The following is a 19,659-nucleotide window of genomic DNA, read 5'->3' as shown; positions in this document are numbered from 1 at the left end:
ATCACCATCCAACCGAAAGCCCTCTTACGAAAAATTTTAAATTTGGGGATCTACAGCACACTTAGCCACACAAACCCTATAACAACTAAACTTTTATACTAGCTCGTTATAGGGTTTTTTCGAAAATTCAGCTCAAACACCAATAAAGCCAAGAAGTGCATAAAAAATAATACGCAACAATACATTTGACAAAAAACAAACAAACTCCAAATGATCTGGGCGCACTCTTCCTGACTCGAGAGCCCGTCAATGAACGCAGCTACTAATCTTAAGCCCACATTCGAATCCGAATTTTTACATCGCTATGGACCGCTTCTATCCCAAGACCAGATGGCCAATCTTCTGGAAAAAACTCCAGGTGGCCTCAGAGCTTTTTTACTTCAACGATCAAAGCTTGCTGTAGGGCTCTCAAACTGCAAAGTTCAGGTCGGTCGGAGGATCTTCTACCGAACCATTGAAGTTGCGGAGCTTCTATCATGCCGCGCATAAGGTCACTTCTTTCTTCGCCCCAATTAACAACTTTAACAAATCGGATTTTTTATCTATTTCTTCTGCTGTCCAATATTTTGTTACCCGCAGGGCAACATAGAGTATGGGGAGGTCTCCGCCGATGGTGGATATTTCCTTTGACCGCGGCCGCAACCTACATATCGATGCAACTCTATCTCAATGGTCACGGCTCGTATTGGAAGCTGGCCGGGGTGCCCTACGCGTTGCTGTACGTGCACGATGCCTTGGCAGTAACCGCAGTTTCAGCCAATAGTCCGAGTGCTGAGAAATGAAATTAACCTTCCATTTGCTGACGCTGCTTGCGGCTCTTTCCTGCGGACCAGTCCTAGCCGCAGGCGGCCCCTTTCAGCAGTTCACTCCACCCCCAGGTGATACGTCGATCGACTTTCTAGAGGAAGTATTCGGATCCATCGTCGGCACCATCCATTCAGGAGGCAATGTCCAAACAGGGGAAGCCGAGGACGTTATGGGCTCCATGATGGGAGTCTTCGGTGGCGCAGTGCTCTTCCTGGGCATGCTTTTCGTGGGCTACACCACGATCAAAGGCACGATCGACTCCGCGCATGACGGAGAGGTGCTTGGCAAGAAAATGAGCTCTATCTGGATTCCGCTTCGTACTGTTGGCGGTACCGCCCTGCTGCTCCCCCTCGGGCATGGCTACTCGCTGATCCAAATCATCGTGCTCTGGCTCGCGATTCAAGGCGTCGGCATCGGTGACGCGATCTGGAGCCAGGCTGTGGACCAGATGGGGAAAGACGGGATGCTCACCCGCCCGATGATCCCTGATTCGCGACCATTGGCGGCCAGTATTCTGAAGTTTGAGGTGTGCGCCGCAGCCATGAACAAACAGTTTGCGGCCTCAGGGCGCTCAACCAAGATTCAGGTGGTTTCCTCACCACGCAAAGTGGTAAATACCGGAGAGCTCAATGTGGGTCTTCCGGACGCCATCCCCGTTTATGGTGCGGCGAATATGATCCAGAAGTACGCCAATGCCTCGTACACAGTCATCGACTACAAATGGAAAGCCAACGACAGCTCTTACATGAATCCTGATGTTTGCGGCGCACTGACCTGGAAACAAAGCTGGGAGGCCTCGGAAGGCAACAGCAACACCAAGATCATCAAGGGGCCGATCCTCGCAGCCCATGCAAAAGCCGTTCAGCAGATGATCCTCGATATTCGTCCGACGGCTCAGCAGATCGTTGCAGGGCAGAAGCCTGAAGCTGGTGCGCTCGACTCTGCGGCAAACAAGTATGAAAACTCACTTCGGACGGCAGCCAAGACAGCCGTTTCGCAGACTAGCGATCGAGCCCGGGCTGACTTCCTCTCAGGCGCGAAAGACGGCGGGTGGCTATTTGCCGGAACCTGGTACAACCACATCGTCAAAATGAACGACGTCATGCAGTCGACCTTGAATGCTCTACCGGCAGCCGAGCCCATCGACATCGTCGACAAGGAAACGAAGGAGTCACTGCAAACGTATCAGGACGTCATCACGACAGCCGATGAATACGCAAAGAATCGGGTTGAGTCCATCAGAAACGTTTACTACACCGATACGAACATTCGCGCACCAAGGGACGGCGAAGGGGCATGGGAGTACGTCAAAAAAATGCTTTCGGCGCCTTTCATGGGTGCTATCAACCAGATGACTCAAAGCATTGCCGGCTCGAATTTGAACCACATGAGCCAGATGAAATCCTTCGGAGATGTGATCGTCACGACCGGTGAGGTGATGATGGCTGCAATGGCAAGTGCAGTGGGTGTCTCAAACTCTTGGGCAGCTCAGGCGACGGTGAAGGTGGGCTTCGACGCCGGAGCTGTTTTCCAATTTCTTTCTTCATTGATCACAGTCTTACTGATCAGTTTATTTTTCTTCGGCGCTACGTTAAGCACCTATGTGCCAATGATCCCCTTCATCACCTGGATTACCTCTGTAGTGAACTGGTTCGTCCTGGTGCTTGAGTCAGTGATTGCCGCACCCCTGTTCGCCGTTGCGCACGTTCACCCGGACGGCGACGATGCAGTCGGCAAGGCCGGCCAGGGTTACATGATGATCCTCTCGCTGGTAATGCGCCCAGCGCTCATGCTGTTTGGACTGATAGGCGGAATGCTACTGACGCAGCCGATTGTGGGCTTCATCAACGTTGGCTTCATGTCCGTTGTGGCAGGCATTCAGGCTGACTCCATGACTGGGATAGTCTCCTTCGTAGCTTACGTGGCCATCTATGTAATCGTGATGACCACTGTCGTGCACATCGTTTTTAGCCTGATCCATTGGGTGCCAGACAACATCATTCGGTGGATTGGTCACGCTGCCGGCGGCATCGGAGACGCCCAGAGCACTGGCGACAGCGGTCACGATGTTTTCATCGGTGGTGTCAGAGAGGCCAAGCATGGGGCGTCTGGAGGCTTGGGCGGGGGTGGGCATAAGTCACTTGGGCCGGAGGGAAGCGGCACCCTGGGGCCAAGCGGCTCAAACTCACCAAGCAATAAAGATCTTCTTGGAAGTGGCCCGAGACCAGGTGACTGAAAACTCAGTCTTGAGGAAAGAGGTTATTACCGGGAAAAGCCTTTCGGGCTTGAGACTTCATAGCCACTTTCAATCATGCATTCCTCAAAAACCTCTTGGCGAATTGCATCACGATTTTGCTTGATTAACAGATGAGAGTTTGGCTTTACAGCTCTTAACTCATCCATGAGCAAGCGTAGTAAATGATTATTTGCGTCGAAATCGGCTTGCATGATTACCACACGCTCATTCAGTGCGGAAACTTGAGTCTTTAATTTATTTGAGTGAGCACGCCACTCAGCAATCTTAGATTCATATTCATTCTGGATGGATCGTGCGCGAGCAAAACCAGCACCAAGACCACCTTGATAATCAGAGTTACTCATTCAAAACCTCCAAAGCAGACTAAAACTCAAAGAGAGAAATCATGCGGAGATTCAAGCAGCAAATCAACTTAAAATCCAGTGGACAATCAGGCTTTGCCGCAATCGAAATGATCGTTGTACTGATACTGGTGGTAGCAGCATTGGGGATTGGCTCTCAAGCGATGTTCGACCATGCAGATAACATGGCGGGACAATCCGCGGCTGATCATCAAAAAATCATTTCGGATGCAGCAAGTGCATACATTAAAGACAACTACGCCGCCGTTCTCAATGTCGCAACACCGACGCAGCCGGCCAACATTACCGTGGGTATGCTTAAAAACACCGGTTATCTACCACCCAGCGTGACTGACATAAATAACTTTGGCCAAAGCTATTCGGTGCTTGCTATTAAGTCAACAGCAAACAAGCTTCAAACCTTGGTCATCACTACCGGAGGGGAAACAATTCCGGAAACCAGCATCCGTCGAATCTCCAAGCAGGTGGGCGCAAGAGGCGGGTACATTTCGAACATCGATACCAGTGTCGTTGAAGGTACATATGGAGGGTGGAATGTTTCTTTGGCGCCCTATGGCATTTCACCAGGTGAAGGCCATCTTGCGACCGCGCTGTTTTTTGATGATGGAGCCCTCACCAACGACTACCTCTATCGGAACGCCGTGCCGGGCCATCCGGAAGTCAATGAAATGAACACCTCGATCGATATGAAGGGAAACAACCTCAACAACGCTGCAAATGTGAACGCCACTAATGTCAATGCAACGACAGTAAACGCCAGCAACGCTGCGGTTACCGGCACAGTTAAAGCGGGTACAACGGACACCACCGGTGAAACCTATACCGGCGGCTGGTTCAGGACTCGCGGCGACACTGGCTGGTACAACGAAAAGTGGAACGGCGGTTGGTACATGACCGATCCTAGCTGGGTTCGCTCCTATGGTGACAAGGGCGTTTACACCGGCGGGGCGATTGCGGGTGGGACTTTGCAGTCTAACGGCAGAACCACCGTAGGTGAGTATCTACAGCTCAACGGTGTTGCGACTGAAGGTGCAGCGTGCTCCCCCAATGGCCTAGTCGGTCGAAACGCGGCAGGCCTAACACTATCTTGCCAATCCGGCGCATGGAAAGGGGCGGGTAGCATCCGCGGCATTGGCAGCGGATTCATGACTGGTGGAGCCGGGACTTACGTAAACCAAATGACAGGTGGATTTAATTGCCCTGCGGGATTAATCCCGGTCCTCACAGGTGGGCAAGTTAACGGTAGTTGCCAACCTTGCTTTATGTACTCGTGCGTCCTGCCATAGCAAAAGTCCAAATCTCAGGACATGTAAATAGGACCACTCGTGACCTAAATACGATAGTCATCAGTGACCTAAAAAAGTTACGCCACATGTGACCTAAAGATAAAACACATTCACGCACCTGCGTGAATGTGGGCGCTGGTCGACGTAGTCGATTCACGTAGTGAAAAGCGCCCTTTCCGTCAGCCACAGAAAAGTCTCAGGTCACGAAAAGGAATAGATATGAGGACACAGTCAGAAGCATTCGCTCTCGTTGTAGAAGCAAGGCAACATTTAAAAAATCAGAAACCGAACTCTCTATCTGAGCAAACCATAAAAGGATATGAGAGCGAGGCACAACGACTGTTCGCCAAAAGCGATTCGGACATCAATAAAATCCTTCCCGCCATCCGCGATACAGAAAGTAAATCGACCTACCACAGACGCAAAGCCGCGATTAGGTACGTTCTGATGCAGATACTTGAAAAACAATTGCGTCTTCAGGATAAGGCGCAACGAGATCAGAACATCGAGGAATTCCATCGGCACATCGAGGTCATTAGCGGGGCCTTGAAATTGCTCGATACGATCACCAAAAGCCCTAATGCCAGGCCGCTAGAAACGACCAGAAGACGAAGATCCAAGCGTCAAGATCTTCATAGATTGCCGTCCAACTGGCGCGATCTGATGGCGGACAAAACCGAGCATGGCAAATACAAGATCCCCTACCTTGTAAGCGCGATTAGCGGGTGTCGGCCAGGTGAGCTCGAAAAAGGCATAAAAGTCACCTTTTCTGATAGCGACCTGCTGGTACGCATCGATAGCGGAATCAAGGTCTCCGAGAATAAGGGACAACCGTGGAGGGAGATTCGGTATTCACTAAAGGATCACGATCATCCACTGATACGTAGCCTCATTGAGACCCTCCAAGGCAAGCACCAAGCCAAAAGCGGGTCGGCTGTCATTTCTATCGAGAAACAAACAAATTTCAGATCAGCCATGGCCGAAGCAGGGAAAAAACTTTGGCCGAACGGCCCAAGGGTGACCCCTTATTGCCTGCGTCACGCCTTTGCCAGCGACCTCAAACGGGTGCAGAGATTGAGCCAAGACGACGTGTCAGCGGCTATTGGGCACTGCGTGAACAAAACAGCGAGCTATTATGGCCAGTTCCAAATCGGAAAATCGGGAAGTGAAGGGGTTAGACCGTTGTCAGTACAAGCTGCGCGACCGATCCTACAGACGCGAAGCAATATTCCGGGCATGCAAGCACCGAAGGATCAAGGCTCGTGATCCGATGCCGCCGAAGTACAATCCGAGACTGTGCCACCAACCCTCGACCTGCTGCGGCAGCTGAGCTGCCTTGGTCTCGGGTTATGCATCATGACGTACAGCCCTCATCAGAGCTCACGCACGGTATAGCTCAGCGCAAAAGCTATAGAAAATGCCCCACCGTGTACCTACTGCCTACCTATGGAACCCGGTACAATAATCGTAAACCATACGCGGATAGAGAAGAATGCCAATCCTTTCTGGATCAATTACAGACCCACTGGGTAGGTATTATACGAAGGAGAGAATTAGCGCAGCGCTGATTTCAGCCCTATCTGTCAATAATCCAGAGTTGATATTGGATCTGGGAAGCGGCGACGGAGCTCTTTCACGGGCTGCATATAATCGTTGGGCGCAGGCTCTTTACATCACCGTTGACATCGATCGCCATCCGCTCATGGGAAGCGACAGCGCCAACAACTCTGAAATCAGACACTTTCACTATTTGAAAGATGCACTTTCTCCAAGTTTAATAAAGGACATTGGAATTTCACCAGAGTCTGTAGATATTGCGTTGTGCAACCCTCCATTTATCAAGCCAAAGTGGCGCGACGAATATAAAAGCATTCTTGAACAAGCCGGTTTTGCCACACAATTGCAAGCGATCAAATACGCCTCTGCCGAATTTATTTTCATCGCTCAAAATTTGCTGTCCCTAAAACAAGGCGGCCAATTAGGGCTAATAGTTCCCGACGGTTTTGTATCCGGCGAAAAGAATAAAAAACTTAGAGAGTTAATTCTACAAGAACACTCTATAGACTCAGTAATAAAGCTGCCGCGAAATGTATTTGTGGGAACTGAAGCACAAGCACATATTTTAATCATCACAAAAAATGGCGACAGCTCTTCACCTATAAAGTTACAACATTTAGATTCAGACAGTGACACAATGCTTATAAGCGCAAAAGAGGCGGTGCACACTCTAGACTATAGCTACTACTCTGCGAAATCTCTTCAGACGCTTAGATCATCTACAGTGACTCTATCCAGTATCGGCTGCTCAATTTCTAGGGGCAAATTAAACTCACGTCAAGCCCGAGAAGCGCAGTTTGATGTTTTACATACATCAGATCTACGACCTGGCAGCACCTCGTTAGACCTTACTACTATCGGTTCGAATCTGAATTCGCCAGAGGATGCAGTATTTGCAACAACTGGGGATATTTTGATAGCGCGTGTCGGCAGGGATTTAGAGGAGCGCGTTTGCATCGTATCGAAAGGCACATTACCGATAACAGACTGCATATACAGAATACAAGCTCCAAAAAAGTGGCGTCGATTGATTCTAAAACAGCTTACCAGTAAGGCAGGCAAAGCTTTTCTTACCTCTAGAGCGCATGGGGTCAGCGCAAGACATCTTCCGCTCAAGTACTTGCTCGACCTCCCAATTCAAAAGGATTGAAATTTTCATGGAAAATGAAAGCATAGAATTTGATATCGCATTAGAACAACGCGCTGACTTCATTACTAACGAAGAACTTCGAGAAGGCACTGCAACTAGCGATTTTTTTGACGACATCATTGCGAACTTAATAAAAAAACAAACAACCCTTATTGTAGGCCCCCGCGGATGCGGAAAAACGCACATGATGCGTTATGCTTCTATAATTTGCAAAGAAGATATCAGAAAACCATTAGCCATTTACATATCCTTTAATCGGTACTATCGCCTAGAGCCGATGCTTATCAGTCGAGCAAACGCGATAAACTTATTTCATGCATGGGTATTGGCGAGAATCATTCTAGCTGCGCATGAAACAATCATGGATCTTGATGAAGAGTTTTCTTTAGAGGAAATTGAAGAATCGCTTGAATATATTGACATTCAAGCACTTCAAAACTTGATTTCCAAACTAGAAAAAAGTCTACCACTCTCCCAGTCCGAACTAGATCTAACCAATCTTCTGACCCTACATAACACCAAAAGAATCATAGACAACCATGTAGCTCTAGCAGGGCGCACTCGTGCAGTGTTACTCCTGGACGATGCGGCCCTTACACTAACGCCAGAATATATGGCCGAATTTTTTGAAATATTCAGGACAATAAAAACCTCTGAAATTTCGCCAAAAGCTTCCGTCTACCCTGGAACAACAGAGTATGGATCGCGCTTCCACCCCACCCAAGAGGGTAGCTTCGAGCCTGTTTGGTTGAGTGTTACTGACGCATTTTATAGCCAAACGATGTCGACAATCGCCGCACGTCGCATTCCCGGCTTTGAAGAAATTCCAGAAGACGTTAGACAGTACTTAGAATACGCCGCATTTGGAATACCACGTGCTTACCTACACATGCTTCAAGAGTTTCAAAAGAAACAGTTCAAGACCACTCAACAAGGCCTGAATAGAATCGTCCAGTCGCACATTGAAGCCCGACAGGAAGAATTTCGATCTCTTATTATTAAAGCTCCAAAATTAAAGACCCTCATCGAACACGGAGAACAACTTTTCAATAAACTCGTAACGTCATTAAAAGAGTTTAACGACAAGCTTGTTGAGCGCGGATCAAAACAATTACTCATAGGCATTTCAGGAGCCAACGATCTACCTATGGTACAAAGAATGTTCAATCTCCTTGTTGAAGCCGGCCTGCTATATCCAGTAGCCGAAGCCGTATCTCACGGAGAAGAAAGAACGTATGACCGATATATACCTCATATTGCAGCTCTTTTTAGAGAACGGGCATTTTCTGCAAATGCGCGTGGATGGTCAGCAAAATCCGTAGTGGAAAAACTAAGTAAAAAATCTACTAGGCAACCACTGCGACGTTCTGTCACGAACATTTTCACTACAAAAGAACTTGCATCACTCCGCTTTGACTTGCCGCCCTGTGGCAACTGTGGTCATGACAGGATAAATTCCAGTCAGAAGTTCTGTCACAACTGCGGAACAGAACTTCTTTCTAGCTCGACATTTGAAAAATGTATGTCTCTTCCCCTTCACGAGATACCCGGCCTCACCAAATGGCAGATATCCCGACTTAAAGAAGACTTGCCAAAGTTTAAAACAATTGGAGACCTTCTCTCGGTACAAGATCCAGGCACGGAACTCCGAAGGATACATCGCGTGGGCCAAGCCAGAGCCGAAAAGATGATTAAGGTAGTAACCAGCTTTGTTGACGAGTTTCTTCAATGACTACCCCAACGCAAGCCCTGACCCCAGCGAAAGTAATAACTACATCCGCAGACTACTCAGCTATTGTTCAAGCTGGAGCGATAACTAACACGATTGATACTCAAAAACTTTTTGACAAGACTGCTAAAGAAAGCACTTCATCCCCCCTTGATCAGTTTATCGCAAACTCAAACACCCTTAATCTTTTATGGTCAAATCAGGAAAACGTATCAAAGGAATTTTTAAGCATTGTATTTCTTGGATATATTTCAGCAGTTGAAAGCTATGTTAGAGCGTTAATACGCTCCATCATTCAGGTCGATGTTATATCGCTAAAAAATGCCGAAAACAAACCTATCACTTTCGGCGCCGCGCTCCATCATAGCAAGCCACTGATGCCAGAAGCGCTGATGGACAACGCATCGTTCATATCATGCGAAAATATAGTTAACACATTTAAAAATCTTTTAGACATTGACTTAATCCTTGATGACACCACTACCCAAGAATTCGACAAAATATGTCAGCTACGGCACTGCTGCGTCCATAGATTTGGGAAATTAGGCGCAAAAAATGCTATAGCACTAGGATTGGAGTCCCATAGTTCTCTTTTTGAGAAACCGTTGATTCTTGATAAGCCGGCTCTTGGGCAAATCGCTTTAACGTTACGAATCATAATGAAAACGATAAACAACTCTGTATATCGCTCAATTCTGGATCGGACATTCCCGACTACGCCAGTTGGTAAAGGAAGTGATAAACAGCTGCCCAAAGCACTGTGGAGTAGGAGTTATGAAACAGATAAAATACTATTCGGAAAATATTACAGACTCTTTTCTACTAAGTTAGAAAAATCGCCTCCAGTCAAAGAAATGTACAACCGTTTTATTTCAGAGAAAGAAGCTGCATTGTTGAAGCTGGCTAAAGGCTCAAAAAAGCCTGCAGTGCCTAATCCTCAGCCGATTCCAGCACATCAGCCTATCGTAGCTGAGAATGTTGAGCCTCCCGCGCCAGAACCTGGAGCAGGAGCTGAATGATCAATAAACCCGAGACCAAGGCAGCTCCGCTGCCGCCGCCTGTCGAGGGTTGGTACTCAGATCCTGAGCCGGGTGATGAGACACTGCTTCCAAGACATACTCCGCACCATGGCTTTTCAGGTACACCAGCAGTACAGTACGAACGAGCTCGAATGTAACGTACCGTACGCTAAAGCACTGTTTGATAAGTACTTTACCGTGCTGTACCTTACTCAAGCGAACGCCAGTGTAATCTAGCGTTGCAACGACACTGGCGAATTGAAAATCCCCGTGTCGGCGGTTCGATTCCGTCTCTGGGCACCAAAATACCGAAAACCCCGATCAAGAAATTGATCGGGGTTTTTTATTGCCTGTTGTTTTATCAGCGGACCATTCTGATGACAGGACCTTGGCCATGTGAGCGACACAAGGTTTCATGCATGGTCGCTCAGAGCGTTGTTGCACGTTCGCCTCTTCAGGGCTGCCCCATCTGACCAGTGTCCTTCCCAAACCCTTGGCGCTCGACAGGGTGGCGGATCAACGACCCGAAGAAAACTGCTTCCCGGACCGAACCAAGGCGGGAATCGCGCGGATGTAAATCAACTCACTGACCAGTTCCACCAGGGTCTGAGTGATGACCGCAGCCGCTGCAAGCCCTCTGATCTCTTCCGGTAGGGCCAGCGCCAGTGGGAGCACCACCAATGAATTACGCGTAGCACTGCTGAACGCCACCGATCTGGCCGTTGTCGCGGGCAACTTGAAGAGCCGGGCTACCCAGGCCCCCAGCAGCGGTGCCAGGAACATGAAGGCAACATAAACAGGGACGACCGGCAATAACTTATCCACGTCCCTGACAACCCACCCAATCTGCGAAGCGATTACCACGACCAAGACAGCGGCCATGGCCGGAACGGGCATCCAGGCCCAGGCGTTGTGCCACCTTTTTATGAAGGGTGATTTCTTTATCCCGGCAGCGGTGGCTATCGCCAGCACCATCGGCAAAACAATCAGCACCACAAAGGCCTCGACGAATGGGCCGATAGAGATCACAACAGCTGAATCGCCACTGAGCATAAAGGCCAGGTACAGGGGTAACAGCACAAGTTGCAGAAGTAGCAGTACCGGTGTGGCTGCCAGAGTCAGTCTGGAATCACCCTTGCCGATATGAGTGAATACCACGACGTAATCGATACACGGGGTGAGCAAAACCAATAAGGCGCCTACAAGGATCGCCGGGTGATGAGTGAGCCCCCTGGTCAAGGCCCAGACCAACAACGGAATGACGATGAAGTTTGCCATGAGAAGGGCCAGCATGAAGCGCCTGTTGCCGAGCCCTTCGCGAAGATCGAGAAACGGGATCTGGAGAAACATGGCGTACATGAGCACCGCGATGACGGGAGTCACCAGCACACTCAGGGCCTGGGAGGCAGCAGGCGCAGCAAGGCCGGCGATGGCCGCGACGATGACAGCACCGAAGTAGATCGAAATCTGGTGCTGCTCCAACCGCTCTTTGTTCAAACTATGTCCTTATGACTCGCGAGTTTCTTCGGATGGCAACCTGAACCCAGATTTAAAGTACCCGCATCTTACCTCACCCCGACCCGTTCCCACGTTGCATCACACAACTGGCGCGAGGTCCCGGCTCTTTCGCCGCGTCTGCGACTCGGCTACATTCGACTCCCACTTGCCCTCCCGACAAACGAGCCGACATGGACATCACAGACCTTCCCTTTGGCACCACCGACTGGTCAACCATCGAACCCACCGAACACAAAGGCATCACCGGCACGGCGTATTGGCGGACACGACAATTCGGGAACATCCGGGTGCGAATGGTGGAATATACGGCGGGGTATCTGGCTGACCACTGGTGCACCAAGGGGCACATCCTGCTTTGTCTGAAAGGTGAGCTGAACACCGAGCTGGAGGATGGACGGCACTTCGTGCTCAAGCCTGGCATGAGCTATCAGGTGGCTGACCAGGCCGAGCCCCACCGTTCTTCGACATCCCAGGGTGCCACCCTGTTCGTGGTGGATTGAGGTTCGAAGCATTGGCCTTGAGGCTGTAGGATATACAGCCTTATCTCACGTCAGGAATCCGGCCCATGGCATCGGCGAACAAACAGCAGAAACGTAACCAGCGCGCCAAGGCGAAAGCCAAGCAGAACCGCGTTCAACGTGCAGCTGCGCCGAATGACTTCCTGGACCCGAACGATGAGCGCATCGATCTGGAAACGGTGGATCTGTCCGATCTGTTCAACCAGATGCGCATCGCCGAAAAAGTCAGCCAGCAGGCCATGTGCGCGGCCTTCCTCGGCCATCCACTGCTGGCGCTGGTGCTGGAGCAGGAAGGTGAAGAAGAAGCCACGGACTTCATCTTTACCGCCTTGATCGAATATCGTCGCCTGACCATGGGTGTCGACGAGCAAACCGCGCTGGACTGGGTCGAAAGCCCCCAATTCCAGGCCGATTACGTCGCGGCGTCCCGGGAACTGACGCAAGCGTCCGATTAACTTCGCTGCCCACGAAGCTGCCCGGTCGAACCGGGTAGCCTGCGTCAGAATTTTCCGCACACCGACATTTTATTCGGACAGTGCCTACAGGTCCTGACGCAACTGACATAGCCCCGCCTCAAACCGATCCCGCATGAATCCGTCGCTTTTCACCCAGGCCAAACAGCCTCGTCCGGCATCATCAACATACCGATTGGAGCATTCTTTTTTGGACCGCCCACCACTTCGGCTGATACTCGATGAGTCCACTTTTACCCCAAGACGATCCAAAGCTTGCGCCACTGATCAACGAACTCGGTGAGCTGATCCAGCAGGCACGCCGTAAAGTGCTGCGCGCCGTTGATACGCTTCAAGTACATACCTGCTGGCAGATTGGACGGCATATCGTTGAATTCGAGCAGAGAGGAGCAGAGCGTGCAGCTTATGGAAAACGGCTGCTGCCAATTCTGGCGAAAACACTTACGGCGAAGTTTGGTAAAGGCTTCGATGCCTCGAATCTGCGCTATATGCGGCTTTTTTATCAGGCATTCCCAAAGTGTGACGCACTGCGTCACGAATTGAGCTGGACCCATTACCGCTCGCTTCTACGGGTGGAAAACGATAACGCCCGGCACTGGTACATGAACGAAACCGCCACGCAAAACTGGTCCACCCGCGCTCTGGAACACCAGATCGGAACCTTCTACTACGAGCGCCTGCTGGCAAGCCGCGACCGGCCCAAGGTGAAGCAGGAGGCCTCGGACAACCTGAAAGCCTTCGAACTCGGCCCAAGGGATATCGTCAGGGATCCGGTCGTCCTGGAGTTCCTCGGGCTGCCCAATGCCGGCCTCCTGCTGGAAACCGATCTGGAACAGGCCTTGCTCGACCAGCTACAGGGTTTCCTCCTCGAACTGGGCAAGGGCTTCGCCTTCGTTGCCCGTCAGCAACGCATCAGCACCGAGAGCAGGGACTTCTACATCGATCTCGTCTTCTACAACTATCTGCTCAAGTGCTTTGTGATTGTCGACCTCAAGCGTGGCGAACTCAGCCATCAGGACATCGGCCAGATGGACATGTACGTCCGCCTCTACGATGACCAGAGGCGCGGCCCGGACGACAAGCCCACCGTCGGAATTATCCTCTGCGCGCAAAAGGACGAGTCGGTAGTGCGCTACTCCGTATTGCAAGGCAACGAACAACTTTTCGCCAGCCAGTACCAGCTTGTACTCCCTACAGAAGAAGAGCTACGCAATGAACTGGATCGTGAGCGGGCGCGACTTGAGGAACGAGCATCGGGCACAGCGGCTGAAGGCAACTGACCCCCTCACGCTGATCTGGGCATTATCCGAGTCCGAAGCGGTAAACTACCCGTCTAACAGACCACCGACCCTGCCAAAATGGCTTGAGGCGGACATTGCCACCTGACGAATTGGAAACCGAAGCCCGATGGCCTCATTGAATAAGCAGCAGAAACGCGCCAGGCGCGCCAAAGACAAAGCCAAGCAGATCCGCATGACCGGGCGCAAATCCATTCCAATGTATGGCGATCCGGCCCACGCTACCGCTCAGCCACCCGTCTACGTACTGGAGTTGTTCGCCAAACTGCGCGAAGCCGAAGCCGTCGGTCGAAGCGAATTGCTCGATACGCTGCTTTCCTCCCTGAGCGTGATGATCAGCGAACGCCCGGGCCTGCTGGATCTGAAGAACGCCGAGAACGAAAGCATGGCGGCAACCAACCTGGCCGCCGACATGCTGGTGGATTACCGCATGTGGGCCGACGATATGGACCGCGAAACGGCACGGCGCTGGCTCAGCACCCCCGAATTCATCAAGGACTTCAGCGAAGCGCTGGACCGTTATCGCCAATCGATGGAAGAGCCCGCCGGCGAGTAAGCCGATTGGCTATTCGTCACCGTTCCAATGGAACACCAGATTGCGTGCGGCCCCGTTGCCTATGTCGGCGGTGTCGCGGCGCTCTTCGCCATTACGTGTCGCCATCACGGCGTACTTGCCCGGCGGCAGTTGCACATAAACCAACGGTCCCGCGTCATCCAGCGTCAGCAGTGTTTGCCCCGATGCGTTGTGGATCGTGACCTGCACATCAGGGATGTATTTGTTTTCAGGCCCGACCGCAAAAGTCATGTGCAGGTTGTACCCCTGCGCCTGCCTGATGGCCCGGGCCTCGTCCTCGCCAATACCACCGGACAGGTAGGTGATGCCGTTTTGCTGTAGCGGCTGAACCTGCACGCCGGCGTTGTCTATTGGAGCGAGGTTGGTGGCGTTGAGCATGATGGGAAACAGCAGTGCACCAATTGCGATAAGGCAATGGAGGGTTTTCATGATGGCAACTCCTGATTCTGGAAAGCCATCTCATTTGATTGGTTAACCAACGTTCGGGTTTAGATCAATTGGAAGTTGGCTCGAATGCAGTTTGGAATGAAACGCTCATCCGGTTAACCCTTCCAACCCCCGCCCAAAGCTGGCACCATCGCGCCTTTTTTTACGCGACTCCCCCGGATCTTCACCGGCAAACACGGTTCAAACAGCCGTTCGGTTGTTGATGGCGCGACAGTCTGCTGTGCCGATGCGACAAGCTGCCGCACATCACCGGTTTACCACCCGTAGCGCTGTTGGCTGCCGTTCGGACGCATGCTAGCTTGGCCGCCTCGCCAGGAAGGCTGCCAACAGCAAGGGAGCACTTATCATGAGGACCGCACATGGCCCAGGCCACGCCCGCGCTTGAAATCCGCAACCTGCACAAACGCTACGGGCAGCTGGAGGTGCTCAAAGGCGTCTCGCTGACCGCCCGCGACGGCGATGTGATCTCGATCCTGGGCTCCTCCGGTTCCGGCAAGTCCACGTTCCTGCGCTGCATCAATCTGTTGGAGAACCCCAACCAGGGCGAGATCCTGGTGGCCGGTGAAGCGCTCAAGCTCAAGGCCGCGAAAAACGGTGAACTGGTGGCCGCCGACGGCAAACAGATCAATCGCATGCGCAGCGAGATTGGTTTTGTGTTTCAAAACTTTAACCTCTGGCCACATATGAGCGTGCTCGACAACATCACCGAAGCCCCACGCCGGGTGCTTGGCCAGAGTAAGGCCGAAGCGGTTGAAGTCGCCGAAGCTTTGCTGGCCAAGGTCGGCATCGCCGACAAACGTCACGCCTATCCCGCCGAGCTGTCCGGCGGCCAGCAGCAACGAGCCGCCATCGCCCGAACCCTGGCGATGCAACCCAAGGTTATCCTGTTCGACGAGCCCACTTCCGCCCTTGACCCGGAAATGGTCCAGGAAGTACTTAATGTGATCCGCGCCCTGGCCGAAGAAGGTCGCACCATGCTGCTGGTGACCCACGAAATGGGGTTCGCCCGTCAGGTTTCCAGCGAAGTGGTGTTCCTCCATCAGGGCCTGGTCGAAGAGCAAGGATCGCCACAGCAGGTCTTTGAAAACCCGCTTTCGGCGCGCTGCAAGCAATTCATGTCCAGCAACCGCTAACGGAGCAGTGCATATGCAGACTTACAAGAAAATCCTCCTGGCCGCTGTCGCCAGCCTGGTGCTCTCGGCCAATGCCGCGGAGACCTCAAAATTGAAAATGGGCATCGAAGCCGCCTACCCGCCGTTCAACAACAAGGACGCCAGTGGTCAGGTCGTGGGCTTCGACAAGGACATCGGTGATGCCCTGTGTGCCAAGATGAAAGTCGAATGCGAAGTGGTCACCTCCGATTGGGACGGCATCATCCCGGCCCTGAACGCCAAGAAGTTCGACTTCCTGATTTCCTCTCTGTCGATTACCGAAGAGCGTAAGCAGGCCGTGGACTTCACCGATCCGTACTACTCCAACAAACTGCAATTCATCGCGCCGAAGAATGTCGAGTTCAAGACCGACAAGGCTTCACTCAAAGGCAAGGTCATCGGTGCTCAACGCGCGACCCTCGCCGGTACCTGGCTGGAAGACGAACTGGGCAGCGACATCACGGCCAAGCTCTACGACACCCAGGAAAACGCCTACCTGGACCTGACCTCCGGCCGCGTCGACGCGATCCTGGCGGACAAATACGTAAACTACGACTGGCTGAAAACCGACGCCGGCCGCGCTTATGAATTCAAGGGCGACCCGGTGGTGGAAAGCGACAAGATCGGCATCGCCGTGCGCAAGGGTGACGACGACCTGCGCAACAAACTGAATGCCGCGCTGAAAGAAATCCTTGCCGACGACACCTATAAAAAGATCAACGACAAGTACTTCCCGTTCAGCATCTACTGATGCGGACGTGCCTGGTCGGCGCTGCTGTACCGCAGCGCCGGCCCTTAGCAAAGCCTGCCGCGATATGAACACATACCCATGATGATCGACCTCTACGGATTCGGCCCGGCGCTTGCCGCTGGCGCACTGATGACCGTCAAACTGGCGCTCTCGGCCTTGTGCCTGGGACTGGTGCTCGGCCTGCTCGGCGCCCTGGCCAAGACCTCTGCCTACAAGCCGCTGCAATGGCTTGGTGGCACCTATTCGACACTGGTCCGCGGCGTCCCGGAATTGCTCTGGGTGCTGCTGATCTACTTTGGCACCATCAATCTGATGGGAGCCCTGGGCAAGTACTTCGGCAACCCGGACCTGGCCCTCAATCCTTTCTCCGCCGGCGTCATCGCCTTGGGGCTGTGTTTTGGTGCCTACGCCACGGAAGTGTTTCGTGGCGCGATCCTGGCGATCCCCAAAGGTCACCGTGAAGCCGGCGTGGCCCTGGGCCTGTCGAAATGGCGGATCTTCACCAAGTTGATCATGCCGCAGATGTGGCGCATTGCCCTGCCCGGCCTGGGCAACCTGTTCATGATCCTGATGAAGGATACCGCACTGGTTTCGGTGATAGGCCTGGAAGAAATCATGCGCCACGCACAGATCGGCGTGACCGTATCCAAGCAACCCTTCACCTTCTACATGGTGGCCGCGTTCATGTACCTGGGCCTGACGGTCCTGGCCATGGCTGGCATGCATATGCTGGAACGACGCGCCGCCCGCGGCTTTGCCAGGAGCACCCAATGAACTGGGAAGTCATCATCAAATGGCTGCCAAAACTGGCCCAAGGCGCGACATTGACCCTGGAACTGGTTGCCATCGCCGTGATCGCCGGCTTGTTGCTGGCGGTTCCGCTGGGCATCGCCCGCTCCTCGCGCCTCTGGTACGTGCGGGCACTGCCCTACGCCTACATCTTCTTTTTCCGCGGCACACCGTTGTTGGTCCAGCTGTTTCTGGTCTATTACGGCCTGGCGCAATTCGACGCCGTACGCAGCAGCGCATTGTGGCCATACCTGCGGGATCCGTTCTGGTGCGCCACCGCCACCATGACCTTGCACACTGCCGCCTACATCGCCGAGATCCTGCGGGGCGCGATCCAGGCCATCCCCAAAGGCGAGATCGAAGCCGCCCGGGCCCTGGGCATGTCGCGACCCAAGGCGCTGTTCTACATCATGCTGCCGCGGGCCGCGCGAATCGGGCTGCCGGCCTACAGCAACGAAGTGATCCTGATGCTCAAGGCCAGCGCCCTGGCGAGCACTGTGACCCTGCTGGAACTCACCGGCATGGCCCGCACCATCATCGCCCGGACCTACCTGCCCGTGGAGATCTTTTTCGCGGCGGGCTTGTTCTATCTGGTGATAGCGTTCCTGCTGGTGCAAGGTTTCAAGCAGCTAGAACGCTGGTTACGCGTCGATGCCTGCCAGGGGCGCTGAAGCCGACGTGCTGACGGGCGCAGCGTTGCTCGCCCGCTTCGTCGAACTGGATGAATTTCTCACGACACACCAGGCGCTGTGGGAACCCCGCCCGTTTACCCACTTGCAACTGCCCTGGGAAACATCGTATCCGGAACTCGCCCAGTGGCTACGCCGGCGTTCGCTGGAAGATGCGGAGAACGACCATCACCAGCCCTGGCTGATCGAGCACGCGCCAGCGCCGTTTCCGCAGTTGGCGATGCGCTCCCATGCATTGAGCACTGTCGCGGAACTGCCCGGCAGACGACTCGAAGCGCCAACCCAGCGCCTCAACGTCGACGTACCCGGGCGCAAGTGGCAGCAGATCGAAGCCTTCGCCAGCCGCCTGCAATTCTCCACCGAACCGACCCACTGGCTCGACTGGTGCGCCGGCAAGGGCCACCTCGGCAGACGTTTGCTGCACAGTGACCAACGACTGACCTGTCTGGAATACGATCCAGCATTGGTCATCAACGGCCAACAACTCAGCCAGCGTCACCATTTGGCCGCCACGCACCTGCAGCAAGATGTACTGGCACCGGAGGCAGCCCAGGCGATCCATGCCGAGCACACACCGGTCGCCCTGCACGCCTGCGGTGACTTGCATGTCCGTCTGATGCAACTGGCCTCCGCCGCTGGTTGCACCCAGCTGGCGATTGCACCCTGCTGCTATAACCGCATTAGCGCTGACCGTTATCAGCCACTGTCCGACGCCGCACGGGACTCAGCCCTGCAGTTGTCCATCGACGATCTCGGCCTGCCACTGACCGAAACCGTTACCGCCGGGGCCCGTGTGCGCAGACAACGAGATCAGTCCATGGCCCGGCGCCTGGGTTTCGACCTACTGCAACGACAGATCCGAGGCCACAACGACTACCTACCCACCCCCTCATTACCCACTGCGTGGCTGGATAAATCCTTCGATCAATACTGCATCGATCTGGCAGCCCTGAAAAACCTGTCCATCGTTGGCTCGCCGGATTGGGTCGCCCTAGAAGCCGCAGGTCATCGACGTTTGGTCGAGGTGCGTAACTTGGAACTGGTGCGTGGCCTTTTCCGACGGCCACTGGAACTTTGGCTGGCACTGGATCGAGCTCTTTTCCTCACTGGAAAAGGCTACGACGTTCGCCTTGGCACTTTCTGCGAAACACCCATTACACCGCGAAATCTGATGCTGCTGGCAGAGCGTTGCCGAGGTGAAACAGCCTGTGGATAACTCTGTTGATGGAATATGCCTGGATCCAATAAATCCGCGTTTTGTTAAGCAAATTACAACTGATCATT

At 53.1% G+C, this 19,659-nt stretch carries 18 protein-coding genes; 15 read left to right on the top strand and 3 right to left on the bottom strand.

Features of this window, described 5'->3' with window-relative positions; all coding sequences use genetic code 11:
- Positions 1–778 precede the first annotated feature (778 nt).
- On the top strand, positions 779–3,043 hold the full coding sequence (locus FBY02_RS15050) for a DotA/TraY family protein (protein WP_144928816.1): 2,265 nt from the start codon (positions 779–781) through the stop codon (positions 3,041–3,043).
- A gap of 26 nt (positions 3,044–3,069) precedes the next feature.
- Here the strand turns inward: FBY02_RS15050 and FBY02_RS15045 are convergent, their stop codons facing one another.
- Positions 3,070–3,408, bottom strand: coding sequence for a hypothetical protein (locus FBY02_RS15045; RefSeq protein WP_144928814.1), 339 nt, complete (start codon positions 3,406–3,408; stop codon positions 3,070–3,072).
- A gap of 41 nt (positions 3,409–3,449) precedes the next feature.
- Here FBY02_RS15045 and pilV point away from each other — a divergent pair, with 41 nt between their 5' ends.
- From pilV to FBY02_RS15020, 5 genes are all read left to right on the top strand, one after another.
- Positions 3,450–4,712 (top strand): shufflon system plasmid conjugative transfer pilus tip adhesin PilV, encoded by a 1,263-nt coding sequence (pilV, locus tag FBY02_RS15040; RefSeq protein ID WP_144928812.1) that lies wholly within the window; start codon positions 3,450–3,452, stop codon positions 4,710–4,712.
- A gap of 219 nt (positions 4,713–4,931) precedes the next feature.
- A complete protein-coding gene (locus tag FBY02_RS15035; RefSeq protein ID WP_144928810.1) occupies positions 4,932–5,978 on the top strand; it encodes a hypothetical protein in 1,047 nt (348 codons plus the stop codon).
- A 226-nt stretch (positions 5,979–6,204) separates the two neighbouring features.
- On the top strand, positions 6,205–7,419 hold the full coding sequence (locus tag FBY02_RS15030) for an N-6 DNA methylase (protein WP_144928808.1): 1,215 nt from the start codon (positions 6,205–6,207) through the stop codon (positions 7,417–7,419).
- Positions 7,420–7,426: 7 nt separating this feature from the next.
- Positions 7,427–9,151, top strand: a complete 1,725-nt coding sequence (locus FBY02_RS15025) for a zinc ribbon domain-containing protein (RefSeq protein WP_144928806.1) — start codon at positions 7,427–7,429, stop codon at positions 9,149–9,151.
- Positions 9,148–10,167, top strand: a complete 1,020-nt coding sequence (locus FBY02_RS15020; protein WP_144928804.1) for a hypothetical protein — start codon at positions 9,148–9,150, stop codon at positions 10,165–10,167. The genes FBY02_RS15025 and FBY02_RS15020 overlap by 4 nt, the downstream gene beginning before the upstream one ends.
- Positions 10,168–10,683: 516 nt before the next feature.
- Here FBY02_RS15020 and FBY02_RS15015 read toward each other — a convergent pair.
- Positions 10,684–11,664, bottom strand: a complete 981-nt coding sequence (locus FBY02_RS15015; RefSeq protein ID WP_144928802.1) for an arsenic resistance protein — start codon at positions 11,662–11,664, stop codon at positions 10,684–10,686.
- Positions 11,665–11,855: 191 nt separating this feature from the next.
- On the opposite strand from FBY02_RS15015, the gene FBY02_RS15010 reads away from it, so the two are divergent.
- The 4 genes from FBY02_RS15010 to FBY02_RS14995 all read left to right on the top strand — a co-directional run bounded on the left by FBY02_RS15010 (position 11,856) and on the right by FBY02_RS14995 (position 14,530).
- Positions 11,856–12,185, top strand: coding sequence for a DHCW motif cupin fold protein (locus tag FBY02_RS15010; RefSeq protein WP_047699844.1), 330 nt, complete (start codon positions 11,856–11,858; stop codon positions 12,183–12,185).
- 65 nt (positions 12,186–12,250) lie between these two features.
- Positions 12,251–12,658, top strand: coding sequence for a hypothetical protein (locus tag FBY02_RS15005; protein ID WP_144928800.1), 408 nt, complete (start codon positions 12,251–12,253; stop codon positions 12,656–12,658).
- 239 nt (positions 12,659–12,897) lie between these two features.
- Positions 12,898–13,956, top strand: a complete 1,059-nt coding sequence (locus tag FBY02_RS15000; protein ID WP_144928798.1) for a YhcG family protein — start codon at positions 12,898–12,900, stop codon at positions 13,954–13,956.
- 127 nt (positions 13,957–14,083) lie between these two features.
- Positions 14,084–14,530, top strand: coding sequence for a hypothetical protein (locus FBY02_RS14995; protein ID WP_144928796.1), 447 nt, complete (start codon positions 14,084–14,086; stop codon positions 14,528–14,530).
- Positions 14,531–14,539: 9 nt separating this feature from the next.
- Here the strand turns inward: FBY02_RS14995 and FBY02_RS14990 are convergent, their stop codons facing one another.
- Positions 14,540–14,977 (bottom strand): carboxypeptidase regulatory-like domain-containing protein, encoded by a 438-nt coding sequence (locus tag FBY02_RS14990; protein WP_144928795.1) that lies wholly within the window; start codon positions 14,975–14,977, stop codon positions 14,540–14,542.
- A 377-nt stretch (positions 14,978–15,354) separates the two neighbouring features.
- Here FBY02_RS14990 and FBY02_RS14985 point away from each other — a divergent pair, with 377 nt between their 5' ends.
- The 5 genes from FBY02_RS14985 (at position 15,355) to FBY02_RS14965 (ending at position 19,591) form a co-directional block, all read left to right on the top strand.
- Positions 15,355–16,128, top strand: a complete 774-nt coding sequence (locus tag FBY02_RS14985) for an ABC transporter ATP-binding protein (RefSeq protein ID WP_024778039.1) — start codon at positions 15,355–15,357, stop codon at positions 16,126–16,128.
- A gap of 13 nt (positions 16,129–16,141) precedes the next feature.
- Positions 16,142–16,897: an ABC transporter substrate-binding protein gene (locus FBY02_RS14980; RefSeq protein ID WP_144928793.1), complete on the top strand. Its 756-nt coding sequence runs from the start codon at positions 16,142–16,144 to the stop codon at positions 16,895–16,897.
- Positions 16,898–16,975: 78 nt separating this feature from the next.
- Positions 16,976–17,671 carry an ABC transporter permease gene (locus tag FBY02_RS14975; protein WP_144928791.1) on the top strand — a complete coding sequence of 232 codons (696 nt, stop codon included), beginning with the start codon at positions 16,976–16,978 and terminating at the stop codon, positions 17,669–17,671.
- Positions 17,668–18,357 (top strand): ABC transporter permease, encoded by a 690-nt coding sequence (locus FBY02_RS14970; RefSeq protein WP_144928789.1) that lies wholly within the window; start codon positions 17,668–17,670, stop codon positions 18,355–18,357. Before FBY02_RS14975 ends, FBY02_RS14970 begins: the two co-directional genes overlap by 4 nt.
- On the top strand, positions 18,338–19,591 hold the full coding sequence (locus FBY02_RS14965) for a methyltransferase (RefSeq protein ID WP_144928787.1): 1,254 nt from the start codon (positions 18,338–18,340) through the stop codon (positions 19,589–19,591). Before FBY02_RS14970 ends, FBY02_RS14965 begins: the two co-directional genes overlap by 20 nt.
- Positions 19,592–19,659 lie beyond the last annotated feature (68 nt).

It is taken from the genome of Pseudomonas sp. SJZ078 (assembly GCF_007828255.1).
Lineage (GTDB): Bacteria > Pseudomonadota > Gammaproteobacteria > Pseudomonadales > Pseudomonadaceae > Aquipseudomonas.
The sequence above is the reverse complement of the archived record's forward strand: the minus strand, read 5'-3'. Positions and strand labels throughout refer to the sequence as shown.

What these genes read in the sequence shown, in the direction of transcription:
- FBY02_RS15050 (WP_144928816.1), top strand. Translation starts at nt 779, where the DNA reads ATGAAATTAACCTTCCATTTGCTGACGCTGCTTGCGGCTCTTTCCTGC.
- FBY02_RS15045 (WP_144928814.1), bottom strand. Translation starts at nt 3,408, where the DNA reads ATGAGTAACTCTGATTATCAAGGTGGTCTTGGTGCTGGTTTTGCTCGC.
- pilV (WP_144928812.1), top strand. Translation starts at nt 3,450, where the DNA reads ATGCGGAGATTCAAGCAGCAAATCAACTTAAAATCCAGTGGACAATCA.
- FBY02_RS15035 (WP_144928810.1), top strand. Translation starts at nt 4,932, where the DNA reads ATGAGGACACAGTCAGAAGCATTCGCTCTCGTTGTAGAAGCAAGGCAA.
- FBY02_RS15030 (WP_144928808.1), top strand. Translation starts at nt 6,205, where the DNA reads ATGCCAATCCTTTCTGGATCAATTACAGACCCACTGGGTAGGTATTAT.
- FBY02_RS15025 (WP_144928806.1), top strand. Translation starts at nt 7,427, where the DNA reads ATGGAAAATGAAAGCATAGAATTTGATATCGCATTAGAACAACGCGCT.
- FBY02_RS15020 (WP_144928804.1), top strand. Translation starts at nt 9,148, where the DNA reads ATGACTACCCCAACGCAAGCCCTGACCCCAGCGAAAGTAATAACTACA.
- FBY02_RS15010 (WP_047699844.1), top strand. Translation starts at nt 11,856, where the DNA reads ATGGACATCACAGACCTTCCCTTTGGCACCACCGACTGGTCAACCATC.
- FBY02_RS15005 (WP_144928800.1), top strand. Translation starts at nt 12,251, where the DNA reads ATGGCATCGGCGAACAAACAGCAGAAACGTAACCAGCGCGCCAAGGCG.
- FBY02_RS15000 (WP_144928798.1), top strand. Translation starts at nt 12,898, where the DNA reads ATGAGTCCACTTTTACCCCAAGACGATCCAAAGCTTGCGCCACTGATC.
- FBY02_RS14995 (WP_144928796.1), top strand. Translation starts at nt 14,084, where the DNA reads ATGGCCTCATTGAATAAGCAGCAGAAACGCGCCAGGCGCGCCAAAGAC.
- FBY02_RS14990 (WP_144928795.1), bottom strand. Translation starts at nt 14,977, where the DNA reads ATGAAAACCCTCCATTGCCTTATCGCAATTGGTGCACTGCTGTTTCCC.
- FBY02_RS14985 (WP_024778039.1), top strand. Translation starts at nt 15,355, where the DNA reads ATGGCCCAGGCCACGCCCGCGCTTGAAATCCGCAACCTGCACAAACGC.
- FBY02_RS14980 (WP_144928793.1), top strand. Translation starts at nt 16,142, where the DNA reads ATGCAGACTTACAAGAAAATCCTCCTGGCCGCTGTCGCCAGCCTGGTG.
- FBY02_RS14975 (WP_144928791.1), top strand. Translation starts at nt 16,976, where the DNA reads ATGATGATCGACCTCTACGGATTCGGCCCGGCGCTTGCCGCTGGCGCA.
- FBY02_RS14970 (WP_144928789.1), top strand. Translation starts at nt 17,668, where the DNA reads ATGAACTGGGAAGTCATCATCAAATGGCTGCCAAAACTGGCCCAAGGC.
- FBY02_RS14965 (WP_144928787.1), top strand. Translation starts at nt 18,338, where the DNA reads ATGCCTGCCAGGGGCGCTGAAGCCGACGTGCTGACGGGCGCAGCGTTG.